Source organism: Shewanella sp. K8 (genome assembly GCF_028823715.1).
Lineage (GTDB): Bacteria > Pseudomonadota > Gammaproteobacteria > Enterobacterales > Shewanellaceae > Shewanella > Shewanella algae.
In genome coordinates this window covers 76820-90178 of the sequence record NZ_JAPEHY010000003.1, presented here as the reverse complement: position 1 = coordinate 90178, position 13359 = coordinate 76820, and the positions used below count along the sequence as shown (strand labels likewise).

The 13359-nt window shown below is 53.4% G+C and carries 9 protein-coding genes; 5 read left to right on the top strand and 4 right to left on the bottom strand.

Annotated features, from left to right (window positions below; translation table 11 throughout):
* Window positions 1–13: 13 nt before the first annotated feature.
* Entirely contained in the window at window positions 14–781 is a 768-nt protein-coding gene (gene pdsO, locus ON072_RS02800; protein WP_101094910.1) for a sortase-associated OmpA-like protein PdsO, read from the bottom strand.
* Window positions 782–999: 218 nt separating this feature from the next.
* On the opposite strand from pdsO, the gene pdsR reads away from it, so the two are divergent.
* From pdsR to ON072_RS02785, 3 genes are all read left to right on the top strand, one after another.
* Window positions 1000–1692, top strand: coding sequence for a proteobacterial dedicated sortase system response regulator (gene pdsR, locus ON072_RS02795; protein ID WP_025009526.1), 693 nt, complete (start codon window positions 1000–1002; stop codon window positions 1690–1692).
* Complete coding sequence (gene pdsS / locus ON072_RS02790) at window positions 1689–3860, top strand: proteobacterial dedicated sortase system histidine kinase (protein WP_025009525.1); 2172 nt, start codon at window positions 1689–1691, stop codon at window positions 3858–3860. Before pdsR ends, pdsS begins: the two co-directional genes overlap by 4 nt.
* A gap of 113 nt (window positions 3861–3973) precedes the next feature.
* The gene (locus ON072_RS02785) at window positions 3974–5152 is read left to right on the top strand and encodes a cystathionine beta-lyase (RefSeq protein WP_044734353.1); all 1179 of its coding nucleotides are present in this window, start codon (window positions 3974–3976) and stop codon (window positions 5150–5152) included.
* A gap of 52 nt (window positions 5153–5204) precedes the next feature.
* Here the strand turns inward: ON072_RS02785 and ON072_RS02780 are convergent, their stop codons facing one another.
* Window positions 5205–5402 carry a PA3496 family putative envelope integrity protein gene (locus tag ON072_RS02780; protein ID WP_025009524.1) on the bottom strand — a complete coding sequence of 66 codons (198 nt, stop codon included), beginning with the start codon at window positions 5400–5402 and terminating at the stop codon, window positions 5205–5207.
* A 568-nt stretch (window positions 5403–5970) separates the two neighbouring features.
* On the opposite strand from ON072_RS02780, the gene ON072_RS02775 reads away from it, so the two are divergent.
* Window positions 5971–8805, top strand: coding sequence for a TonB-dependent receptor plug domain-containing protein (locus ON072_RS02775; protein ID WP_045283744.1), 2835 nt, complete (start codon window positions 5971–5973; stop codon window positions 8803–8805).
* A 60-nt stretch (window positions 8806–8865) separates the two neighbouring features.
* Here ON072_RS02775 and ON072_RS02770 read toward each other — a convergent pair whose 3' ends face one another.
* Window positions 8866–9348 carry a CreA family protein gene (locus tag ON072_RS02770; protein ID WP_144130813.1) on the bottom strand — a complete coding sequence of 161 codons (483 nt, stop codon included), beginning with the start codon at window positions 9346–9348 and terminating at the stop codon, window positions 8866–8868.
* Window positions 9349–9377: 29 nt separating this feature from the next.
* Entirely contained in the window at window positions 9378–10751 is a 1374-nt protein-coding gene (gene yegD / locus ON072_RS02765; RefSeq protein ID WP_025888390.1) for a molecular chaperone, read from the bottom strand.
* Window positions 10752–11221: 470 nt separating this feature from the next.
* Here yegD and ppk1 point away from each other — a divergent pair, with 470 nt between their 5' ends.
* Window positions 11222–13357, top strand: coding sequence for a polyphosphate kinase 1 (ppk1, locus tag ON072_RS02760; RefSeq protein WP_174840002.1), 2136 nt, complete (start codon window positions 11222–11224; stop codon window positions 13355–13357).
* The last annotated feature ends 2 nt before the right edge of the window (window positions 13358–13359 follow it).

Below are 13359 nucleotides of genomic sequence, written 5' to 3'. Positions count from 1 at the left end.
TTGTCGCTCCCTCTCAATTACCGCTTTGTTGATTGGCTGCCAGAGCAGCTCCCTGAGTCTGCAATTTCAGCGTGACCCGACGGTCAAAGAAGTCACTCTCGCGGCTCTGTTTGGCACTGAGGGGAGAACTGGCACCCAAAGCCTGGGTTTGCAAACGCTCTTCGGCAACGCCTTGGCTAACCAAATAGCTTTTCACCGCCTCAACTCGCTGTTCAGACAGCGTCTGGTTGTAATCAGAATTACCACGGCGATCGGCGTAACCGGTCAGATCCAACATCAGCTCAGGCGACAGGCTCATGGCATAGGCCAAATCGTCCAGCTGGCGGGCAAAGTGGGGTTCGATTTCGGCGGTGCCGGTACGAAACTGCACATTCATACCCACTATCAACTCTTCGAGCTGGGTAGCCCGGTCGCGGGAAAGCGCATTAAGACGGCTCTGGGCATCGGCGTATTGCAACGATAACTCCTTCAGTGCTCGCTGCTTCTCACTGAGACTCGCCAGTTGTTCGGTTTGCTCGGCCAGCTGTTGCTGCTGACTCTTGAGCTGCTCGTCATCGCCCACAGACTTACCCACTATGCCGCCGGTGAAGGCACCGATAACAGCCCCCACAGGTCCCCCAACCACGGCGCCCAGCAGTGCGCCTGTGCCAAAGCCAACCAACTCTTCGTTGTGGTCTCTCTCCTGAGTCGGTAAGTTTGGCTGGCTGTCGGCGTGCGCCAGAGAAGAAGTCAGCAACAGTGATGCCATGATCAGGGAGGCTATGGGGGTCTTTTTCATCATCTCGATTCCTTTTGTCTTGTAGAGCTTGCTGCCCAGTTGGCAGCGTTCCTCGTCGTTGAGATGATTAAACCCCATTGAAATGGCAAGTCTGGGGAGCAAAAATGGCACTTTGGCTATCAATTGTGGCAACAAAATGGCAATTGGAAGCGATCGCTTTTTTCACGGCTAAAATCCTGTATAGTCACGGCTATTCACGGCTCGGCAGGAACAAGAGGCAGATGAAACGCATTGCCATAGTGGAAGATGAAGCTGCAATAAGAGAAAACTACAAAGATGTGCTGCAATCACAGGGTTACTCTGTGCAGACTTACGCCAACCGCCCCGAGGCCATGCAGGCCTTCAACACCCGCTTACCGGATCTGGCCATTATTGACATAGGTCTGGAGCATGAAATCGATGGTGGCTTTACCTTGTGCCAGTCGCTGCGGGCGATGTCGGGCACCCTGCCGATTATTTTTCTCACCGCCAGAGACAGCGACTTCGATACGGTTTGTGGCCTGCGTCTGGGTGCCGATGATTACCTGAGCAAAGATGTCAGTTTTCCCCATTTGCTGGCGCGGTTGGCGGCGCTGTTTCGCCGCTGCGAACTCGCCGGCAGCAGCGCTCCGGCCGATACCCTGATGGAGCGCGGCGCCCTCACCATAGATGCCAACCGAATTCAGGTATACTGGCAACAGCAGCCGATTGAATTGACAGTGACCGAATTCTGGATGGTGTACGCCCTGGCCAAACATCCCGGCCATGTGCGCAGCCGCACCGAATTGATGCAGGAAGCCAAGATTTATGTCGATGACAGCACCATTACCTCCCATGTAAAGCGGATCAGGCGCAAGTTTATCGCCGCCGATCCGGCCTTTGACTGCATTGATACCGTCTATGGCATGGGTTATCGCTGGGATCCCGAATCTTGAAGTTTCCCTCCTATCACCCGCCAATAGGCCTCAGAACCAAGACCCTGGTACTGTCGCTGTTTTTGCTGTGCCTGCCCTGGCTTGGCTATCAGTATGTGTGGGAGATGGAAAAATATCTGCGTCACGGCCAGGAGAAAACCCTGGAAGGGACTACTCAAGCCCTGGCTACGGCGCTGCATGAAAGACCCAGGCTGTTCGACAGCCAGGCCAGTTTCCTCAATCAAGTAGAAAAGGGCCGCGATCTCTACGCCTATCCGCTCAACGGCCCCATTCAGCTGGATGGCCGCCTCAATGATTGGGAGGCCTACCGCCATCGCGCCATGACCTATGGCGAAGAGCATACCCTGATGCGCTTGAGTGACAGCCAGTCAACGCTGAGCTTTACCCATATGGTAGGTAAATATGGCGGCTACCTTTACGGCTTTTTCGAGGTAACGGATCCAAAGGTGATTTACCGCGGCCGCAACAGCCTGAGTGTGGATCGCAACGACTATCTGGCTATCGCCACCCTGGCCCCGGATGGCCGTTTTCGCCGCTACACCATAGCCAACAAGCACGATGGCTGGCTCAGCGCCTTCGAGTTGCCTGAAAATCCGGCGCTCAGCGCCCCGGTGACACCAGAGGTCCGCATTCAGGGCCAGTGGTTGAAAACCGATAAGGGTTACAATATTGAACTCAGAATGCCGCTGGAGATGGTGGGCAGTAAACTCAGTTTTGCCATTCATGATGTCAACGACAAAAAGAGCCGCAGGCTGGAAGCCATAGTTGGTACCTCGGCCACTGACCGCGCCGACAAGCTGGGGACGGTTCTGGTACCATCACCGGAAATTGAAAGTATTATCAAAGGTATGGGGCATAACAGCTCGCGGATATGGGTGGTGGATGTCCATGGCCGGGTGCTGGCCAAGTCGGGCGATATTCGCGCCGATTCCAGTGTCTGGACCCGCTCGGTCGAGGAGGAGCGGCAACCGGAAAGCTTCTTTGGCAAACTGGAACACGACTATCTACACCCCATCTACTACACAGTGCTGACCAAGCCGCCTATGGATTTTATCGACTCACTGCAGGACTCGACCGAACTCGGCGGTAGCCATATTCGCCGGGCGCTGAATGGCCAGATGGCCTCCACCTGGCGCCTGACACCGGATAACAAGGCGGTGGTGTTGGCGGCGGCCAGCCCCATCTGGATTGACGATAAGGTGATGGGCGCCGTGGTTGCCGAGGAAACCACCCATGGTATCCGTACCCTGCGTAACCGGGCACTGGAGAAGCTGTTCAATGTGATCCTGACCGTGATGGCCATGGGAACCCTGGCACTGTTTGTGTTTGCCTCCGGGATCTCCAGCCGCATTCGCAAACTCAGGGATCAGGCCGAGCGCGCCATCGACAGCCAGGGGCGGGTTCGCGACACCATTCCACCTTCAAAAGTGCGCGATGAAATTGGCGATCTGTCGCGCAGTTTTGCCAATATCGTCAACCGATTGGGGCAATATACCCACTATCTGGAAAACATGTCCTCGCGGCTATCCCACGAATTGAGAACCCCGGTGGCCGTGGTACGCAGCTCATTGGAGCACTTGAGTCTGCAGCAACTGGACAAGGACACGGCCAAGTACGTCGACCGCGCCCAGGAAGGGGTCAATCGCTTGTGGCTGATCCTCGCCAACATGAGCGAAGCCACCCGGCTCGAGGAGTCCCTGTCCCAGGCCGAGATAGATGAATTCCCACTGACCAAGGTTGTGGCAGGCTGCGTCGCCGGGTATCAGATGACTTACAAGGAACAAGGTTTCGTGCTGGTGTTGCCGGATGAACCTTTGACCATGCGTGGCGTGCCTGAATATGTCGCCCAGCTGATGGATAAGCTGGTCACCAACGCCATTGAGTTCAGCAAAGCCGATACCGATATCCGCATCAGCCTCAAGGTGCAGGGCAAACAGGCCCTGCTCAGGGTGGAAAACCAAGGGCCACTGTTGCCGGAAAACATGACCGAGCAGATCTTCGAGTCCATGGTCTCAGTGCGGCCACAAACGATGCAGTCCAAACCTCATCTGGGACTGGGACTTTATATCGCCAGGCTTATCACCGCCTTCCATGGCGGCCATATCAGTGCCAGCAACCTGAGCGACGGCTCAGGTGTCGAAATTCGGGTCAGCCTGCCGCTGCTTTAAGCCGCGGACAACTTGAACAAGTCTCAAGCCCGCCGCACTGGCAATGACAAGATTCAATGTTAATATGCCTCAAAGGGGCGCTCGCCCCGCAATCACAGACAAGAGTTGCATCCATGAAGAAAGCCACCAAGCTGGTCTCGCTCGGCCGGGACAAAAAGTGGAGCAAGGGAGTGATCAATCCTCCCGTGTTTCGAGCATCAACCGTCGTATTTGACAGCATGGAACAGATGCGCCACGCCACGGCCAATCGCGCCAAAGGGGAGATGTTCTATGGCCGCCGCGGCACCCCGACTCACTTTGCCTTTCAGGCGGCCATTGCCGAACTCGAAGGTGGTGTTGGCACTGCGCTCTACCCTTCAGGCTCTGCGGCCATCAGTGGCGCCCTGCTGTCTTTTCTGAAGGCCGGTGATCACTTGCTGATGGTAGACAGTGTCTACGAGCCCACCCGGGATCTGTGCGACAAGCTGCTCAAGGGGCTGGGGATTGAAACCAGTTACTATGACCCCTTGATTGGCACCGGTATCCGCGAGCTTATCCGCCCCAATACCAAAGTGCTGTTTCTGGAATCTCCCGGCTCCATCACCATGGAAGTCCAGGATGTGCCGACCCTGTGCCGCATCGCGCATGAGCATCAATTGGTCACCATGCTGGACAACACCTGGGCCTCTCCCATCAATTGTCGCCCGTTTGAGATGGGCGTCGATATCTCGATTCAGGCCGCTACCAAGTACATAGTGGGTCACTCGGATGTGATGCTGGGTACGGCGACCGCCAATGAAGCACACTGGGATACCCTGAGGGAGAACAGCTATCTCATGGGCCAATGCACCTCTGCAGACGATATCTTTCTGGCGGCCAGGGGGCTGAGAACCCTGGGGGTGAGAATGGCGCAACATGAAAAAAATGCCCTCAAAGTGGCCAATTTCCTGGCGCAGCGCCCGGAAGTGGATCACCTGCGCCACCCGGCGTTTGCCAGTTGCCCGGGGCACGAGTTTTTCCTGCGTGACTTCAGCGCCGCCAACGGCTTATTTTCCTTTGTGCTGAAAGAGGGTAACCGCCAGGCGATGACCGCCTTCGTCGAAGGGATGGAGCACTTCAAGATGGGATTTTCATGGGGTGGCTTCGAGAGCCTTATTCTGGCGATATCCGGTATAGAGAAATTGCGCACGGCAACCCAGTGGGAAAGCAGCAAGCCCCTGGTGAGACTGCATATAGGTTTGGAAGATCCGGACGATTTGATTGCCGACCTCGAGCGAGCCTTCGAGCGTTATCACACCGCAATGCAGGCTTAATCAGCAAAAAGCCCGCTTGAATGCGGGCTTTTTAAGCTTATCGCTGTTAGCGTCAGTCAAAGTCCAGCTCATCTGCCGACACTCCTACGCCCAATTCACGGGATAAGGCCATCTGCTCACGAATATCCTCTATTCGCCTGCGTGCAGCGCTTATCCGTATGTCTTTTTTACTGACCCGGTTATTGGATGTCAGTGTTCCCTCTTGGGCCGCTTCGCTCTTGCCTCTACTCACAGATTGATTAAATGACATGTTCTTCCCTTAACTTCACGCCGGTTCTCTCCAGCTGTCTCAAGAGCGCTTCCTGCTCACTTGGGGCAAAGCCGGTAACCCGGAGTTAAAAACGACACATCCGGTATTAAACACACCGGCAACCCTCACATCATGCCTTATTAAAGAGCCCGTTCCTATCGGAAAGTTCCCTTATTTTAATTCCGTTCAGCAAAAACTCAGGCGTATAAAAAACAAACAAGTGCAAACGCTCAATTAATTAACGCACGACACACCTTATAAATGCATAGAAACATTTGCTTACTATTATCGGTGATACAATTTTGTTTAAATAAAAACATATATTTAACAATGTATTTTAAAGAGCAACAAGAGCAAAAATAACATATTGATTTTAAATAGATTAACTCTTCATCCTTAGTTGTTTTATAAATGTTAATTTTAAATTAATTTTAAATTAATAAATATAGACAAGTGTTGCCAAATCTAGGTTTAAATTGAATCATATCTTTGTCATTGAAACATTTGACAAACAAAATAAAAACATTACCACGCAAGGCAATTTACAATAATAATCAAGGAGAGAGATATGACATCCATATCTACAACAGCCAAGGCCGTTCGCTTCGGTCTTCTGGCTGCTGCAACCAGTATTGCTTGTACAGGTTTCAGTTATGCTGAAGATAAGCCTGAAACATTTGAACGTATTGAAGTCACAGGTTCAAAAATCAAGCGTATAGGGGAGATAGCACCAACACCCGTCACAGTGATCACAGGCGATGGCCTTATCGAAGCAGGTGTTACCAACGTAGCAGATCTGCTGCATAAGATGCCTAACACTCTGGTTGGTCTGTCACCGGAAACCACCAACAACACTGTTTTTGCCAGTGGTCTAAATAACACTGACCTGAGAGGACTGGGCTCCGACCGTACTCTGGTGCTGGTTAACGGCCGGCGCTTTGTAGCCGGCTCGCCAAGCTCAGGCGCCGTGGATTTAAACAACATCCCAACCGCCATGGTTGAGCGTATTGAAATTACTACAGGTGGCGCTTCTGCAGTTTATGGCTCTGATGCCATTGCCGGGGTGGTCAACATAGTGACCAAAACCAGTTTTGATGGCTTGGCTATCGATGCTTCTACCACCCGTCCTACCGAAGATGGTGGTGAAGAGGAATACGCCTCGCTGACTTTCGGCTCTGACTTGGGTAAAGCCAACTTTGTGACCAACATCAGTTGGTCACGTCAGGGGCAGATTTCATACATGGACAGAGAGTTCCTACGTGAAGCGCCGATTGTGGTTCGCAATCAGAATGCCAATGGCCCGAATGATCCGCAGGCAGTAATGTGGGGCTATGGTCAACAGGTACTGGCTTCATACAGCAAGACAGGAACTTTTGTCTCCAACGGCACCCGTTATACCTTCAGCGATGACGGTCAAATTCGGCCAATGGATCTGGGTCAGCCACTGCCGCCGCTGACCAGCGGCCGGGTGGACTATCTCGGTGGTGAAGGCTACAACTTTGCCGAGAACTCTTTCATCAAGACGCCACTGGACAGGATCAATTTCTTTACTGTCATGAACTATGACATCAATGATGATCATAAATTTACCATGGAGGCCAACTACACCAAGTCTGAAGCCTATGGTGAAAGTTCACCTGCATTCCTCAACTTCCGTCTGTACGATGACAATGCCCTGCTCTCACCCGAAGCGGCGGCTTTGGTGACGGCCGGCGAATCCAAGGCTGGCGCTGGGGTAAACGTAGGCTATCTGGCATCTGATTTCGGCAACCGTAAATACAGTCAGGACAGAACCACAGCGCGTTTGGCACTGGGTGTTGAAGGTGCGCTGTCCGATACCTGGTCCTATGACGTTTACGCCACTGTTGGCCATGTTCAAGCCGACACCGAATGGTATGGCGAAATGTTCGAGCAGCGCTTCTATGACGCTGTCGATGTGATTAAAGATACCGACGGTAATCTGGTATGTCGTGACGAATACGCCCGAGCCAATGGCTGTAAGCCTCTGAACGTATTCGGCCGCGGCCAATATGATGAAGCCGCCTACAACTGGGTCAGCACAGATGCCATTCGCCGCTCATCGATAGATCAATACGTCGCCGGTGCCTCTGTCAGCGGCGATCTGTTTGAACTGCCAGCCGGCTTTATCGCTGCTGCATTCAGCGTTGAATACCGTAAGGAAACGGCTGAAACCCTGCCGGATCCGGCAATGCGTGAAGGTTTACTGTTCAACAACCAGTCTCAACCACTTTATGGTGAGTTTGATGTGACCGAGGCATCAGCCGAATTGTCCATCCCGCTGCTGCAGGATGTGATGTTGGTGCAGGATCTGACGCTGGAAACCGCTTTCCGTTACATGGACTACTCCACCTCCGGCTCTGATACAGCCTGGAAAGTGGGTATCAACTGGGCGCTGAACGACGATCTGCGCATCCGTGCCAACCGTTCAAAGTCTGTACGGGCACCTAACATTGCCGAACTGTACAACCCATCCAGCCAAACCTTCCGCACGATCAACGATTATTGTGCTGCCAGCTTCAGGAACAGGATCAACCCTGATTACCTGGACAATGTGTTGGCCAACTGTGCGGCTCAAGGGATCCCGACCGACTTTGAACCTTCCCAGGACTGGTACGGTTCAACTCGTCCAGGCTTTATTGTGGGTAACCAGGACCTGAAAAACGAAGTAGCAGACGACATCACTCTGGGCTTTGTGTACACCCCGTCTTACCTGGAAAACTTCAGCCTGACGGTGGATTACTGGAAGTTCGACATGGAGAACGTGATCAACAGCTTCAGCGGTGGTGAAGTGGTCAAGTACTGCTATCAGTCCAGCAGCTTAGATAACGACTTCTGTCCTTTGCTTGAACGTGATCCCGATACCCATGAGATAGTTAACTACTATGAGAAGCCGGTTAACTCGGCATCCAGTATCACTTCAGGTTTCGATATTGAAGCCAACTATCGCCTTGAAACCAGCTTCGGTGACTGGGGCTTCCGCCTGTTCAGTACTTATCTGGAAGAGCGTTCATTCAACTCTACCGGATTCGCCGATGATGAAGTCAAGGAAGTGGGTGAGCAGGAGCGTCCACGCTGGCGTCACCGCTTCACCACAGACTACACCTACAATGACTTCTCTGCCGTGCTGACAGCCAACTATCGCAGCGGCACTGTGCTGGACAACGAATGGTCACCCAATCAAAACAACTATAACGACATCCCGTCTTATACCACTTTTGATTTGACCAGCCGTTACAACATCACAGATGCATTGCAGGTTCGCGCCGGCATACTCAACATGTTTGACCGCACCCCACCTCGCCAGCCAGGCGTATATAACCAAGGTGCTTACTACGACATGCTGGGTCAGCGCATCACCCTGGGTGTGAATTACAAGTTCTAATCCAGTAGCAACCCCAAAAAAGCCTCGATCTCGAGGCTTTTCTTTTTATATCTTGACCTATCAGTTTACCGCCCTTGGCTCATAGGCATCGGTTCCCCATAGCGGCACAGTGGACAGGGCGTGCTTGTGGCTGCCGTTGGTTTCTTTGGTGGAATAGGACAGATACAGGAGTGTCTGGTGTTCGCTGTCATAGATACGTCTCACCTTGAGGCTCTTGAACAAGATGCTCAAGGACTCGGTAAACACTATCTCGCCCTTCTTCCCCAGTTCGATACTGGCCAGTTGCGCCTTGGTTATCGGTCCTGTCTGGCGACAGCTGATACTCATATCCGATGGGTCGGCAAAATCCAGATTGGCCTCTATGCGACTGATATGACAGGTTACACCGGGCAGTTTGGGATCTGTCTTGGCATCTATGATCACATCTTTGGTGGTAAATACGCCCAGGCTGACCTTGCCCACATCATCGCCGCACCCGGCGAGCAAGCCTGTTGCCGCAGTCACGACTAAGGTGGCCAAGAGTGGCGTTTTTTTCAGTGCCATGAAGAGTCCTCTTTCAATTAAAGTGCAATTTAACGGTACAGGCGCTCGGCCCAGCGGGTCAAGCCGGCCACCACTGAGCCGAAGTGATCGCCACTGACTAAAGCCACATCCGGGAAACGCGCGCGGATCTGCTCGGTAATATACGGGCTCTTGGCGCTGCCACCTGTGAGATAAATGACATCCGGCTGACATCCCCCTTCCGCCAAAGCCTGGGTGATAAGCTTGTGCACCGTTTCGAGCGATTCATCGATGGCGGCGACAAAGGTGGCGGCATCGACATTCACAGTCAAGGGCTGCGGTTTGGGCGATTCGACAAAACCTATATCCATAGCGGCTTGCTTACTGTCGCTCAGGGCGATTTTAAGCTGCTCGGCACTGCGCACCAAACGATAACCCAGCTGATCTTTTTGCACCTTCAATAAGCGCGCAAGTTTCGCCTGCTCTTTGGCATCCCGCTGCAGCTCTTCAATCAACTTGCGACTACTCAAGGCAGAAAACTCCCGCTGGGCACTGACATCGTTGACGGCGACCGCGTTCCAGAAGGGTTGCCTTGGCATAGGCTTGCCTGTGATCAGCGCACTGCCGAGCCCCAAGTGCGGCATAAAACCAGCCATCGCCAGAGCGATATCCAGATCGTTGCCCCCTACCCTTTGACCACTGTGGCCCAGGCAGTCGTCACTGCGATCTTTCTTGTCTTTAAGCTCAGGCCCCATGCGCACAAAGGAGCAGTCGCTGGTACCGCCGCCAATATCCACCACCAGCACCCGCTGCTCCCGGGTGAGTGTCGACTCAAACTCAAGGGCAGCCGCCATAGGCTCATACAGAAAAGCCACATCGGTGAACCCGGCGCGCCGGGCCCCCAGAGTCAAAATGGCCTCGGCTTGCCGGTTGCTCTGCTCGCCGCCAATGCCCTGAAAGTTAACCGGCCGCCCTATCACCACCTGGGAAATAGCCTGTTTCAGGCTCTGCTGTGCCCGGGTATGAATTTCCTGCATCATCAGGGTGACGATATCTTCAAACAGCGCCATCTGATTGCTGAGCAGGCCCGAAGCACCGAGGAAGGACTTGGGCGAGCGAACATAGAAGCCCTCTTCCGGCATCTCCATATAGGTTTCAATCGCCTGATTGCCGATGAATACCGCTTGCTCGTTGGCAAGCAAATCCAGCTCCAGGCGCGCCGTTCGGGCGCGACTCAGCTCGGCGGCGCGTTTGGGTTTGAAATCAGCCTGGGCCGCCGAAGGCAAGCGCTGCAGCACAGATTCGGAAATGAGTTCCCGCTCCATGGCATAAATGGTCGACGGCATATAGTTGCCATCCTCGGCCAGAGGCAAGAGCCGGGTCTGGCCCCCATCCATCACACCAATGGCGCAGTTGGCACTGCCATAGTCAAAACCTGCAAACATTCCGTCCTCCTGCTTTCGCTGGCTCGAAGTGGCCCGGGCGCCGCTTTTTACTTTGAAGACAAAGCCTCAGCGCCCTCTCCCGGCCAGGAAACCGGCCGAGAAAAAAGAGCGCAACATAGCATAAGCCGGGCAGAAAGCCCAATCGCCAATATCGCTCTCTTTGACCAAAGTGGGGGCATTGTCATTCTTTCGACATAAATTCACTCTACCTTTAAGGAATGCTTCTTGCGTTCTTGCTTTCTGGTAAAGGGCTAAGGCCATTTGCTGCAAACCGCGCCTTGTATCCAGGTCTATAAGCCAACGCAGAGCACACATGGGACTTGTTCGCACCTTCCTTAGCGCCGGCGCAACCCCGAATTCAAACCTGAGCCGGGCCGAAATAGCGTCAAACCAAGAAACTGCGCCCCGCCTTTATTCTCTGATTACAAGCGGATATCGGAGTGTTATTGTATATCTGCCGGGCTTTCTCTATGTCCGGCGTCTGCTCACGAGGAGTCTTTGCCGTGTCACCGTCCGTCGAAAAATTTTCTCTGGATAAGGAGCTTTCCTGGCTGTCTTTCAATGAAAGAGTCTTGCAGGAAGCAGCCGATCCTCTGGTTCCTCTGGTGGAACGGGTTCGCTTTCTGGGCATATTTTCCAACAACATGGATGAGTTCTTCCGGGTCAGGGTTGCTGCGGTGCGTCGCTCGATTCTGTTATCCAGCCTGCAGGAAGGTCGCAACTCCAGCCGCCATTTAATGGCCAAGATCCAAACCAAGGTATTGATACTGCAAGAGCGTTTCGACGCCATTTACGGCGAGTTAATGCGGGAACTGGCAAGACACAGCATCTTTCTCATCAATGAGAAACAGCTGAGCGATTTTCATAGCCAGTGGCTGAAGAAACACTTCAAGGATCAGCTCAAGCGCCACATCACGCCGCTTATCCTCAGCAACCGCTCCGAGCTGTTCAAACAACTCAACGATGACACCACCTATCTGGCGGTGTGCCTCTACAGCCGGGAAAAGCGTCAGTACGCCCTGGTGGAAGTGCCCACCAAGAATGTACCGCGTTTCATCCAACTGCCGGCAGAAACCTCGAAGCGCCGCAAGCATTTGATTTTGCTAGATAACATAATCAGACACTGTGTCGATGAGCTATTCGCCCCCTTCTTCGAATATGAAGAGATTGAAGTCTTCTCCATGAAGCTGACCCGCGATGCCGACTTCGATCTCACCGATGAGCTGGAACAGAGCCAACTGGAAAAGCTCACCAAGGGCCTGAAAAAGCGCCTCACCGCCGAGCCGGTACGTCTGGTGTATGACAAAGAGATGCCGGAGCATATGCTGAGCATGCTTACGGCGCAGCTGAATATCTCCAATACCGAGTGCCTGATCCCCGGCGGCCGTTACCACAGCTTCAAGGACTTTATCGGCTTTCCCAATCCGGGACGCAAATACCTGGAAAACGACAAGCTTCCGGCACTGGACTCGGCCGGATTCAGTGTCTGTGCCAACAAGTTTGACGCCATTCGCCGCGGCGACATCATGCTTTATTACCCCTATCACAAGTTTTCCCACTTTACCGAGCTGGTGCGCCAGGCGGCCTATGATCCTGCCGTCAAGTTCATCAAAATCAGCCTCTATCGGGTGGCGAGAAAGTCCCATATCATCCAGTCGCTGATAGATGCGGTGAAAAACGGCAAACAGGTCACCACTGTGATTGAACTCAGGGCCCGTTTCGATGAGCAGGCCAATATCGAGTGGAGCCGGGTGCTGGCCGAGGCCGGCGTCAAGGTACACCATGGGATCCCAAGCTTGAAGGTCCATGCCAAGATGTGCCTTATCGGCCGCGAGGAAGCCGGTGCAATGCGCCTCTATGGCCACATTGGCTCGGGTAACTTCAACGAGGGCACGGCCAGGGTGTATACCGACCTTTCGCTGTTTACCGCCAATCAGGAAATTGCCGCCGAAATAGAGCAGGTATTTGAGTTGATTGAGCACCCTTACAGACGGGATAACTTCCAGCATCTGATAGTTTCCCCCTATGATGCGCGCCAGAAGCTGACCGGCCTTATCGAGCAGGAGATCATCAATGCCCAAAGCGGCATCAAGGCCGCCATCACCCTCAAGCTCAATAATCTGGTGGATGAGGCGATGATCCAAAAGCTGTATGAAGCTTCCAGCGCCGGCGTCAAAATCCGTCTGCTTATTCGCGGCATGTGCGCGCTTATTCCCGATATTCCCGGGATCAGCAACAATATTGAGGTCTTCAGCATAGTGGACCGATTCCTCGAGCACTCGCGGGTGATGCTGTTCCACTCAGGCGGTGAAAACAAACTCTTTCTCTGCTCCGCCGACTGGATGGGGCGTAATATCGATAACCGTATTGAAGTCAGCACCCCGGTATATGATCCTGGCTTGAAGCAGATGATCCTCGATACCCTGGCGCTGCAATTTACCGACAACATCAAGGCGCGGGTGATCAACAAAGATCAATCCAACCCCTACCGTAAGCGGGGCAACAAGCGTAAGGTAAGATCCCAGATAGCCATACATCAGTATCTGGGCAACTACGAAAAACAGCGGCAACTGGATCTGGCCAAGCCCCAGGAACCGACGCAATAGCA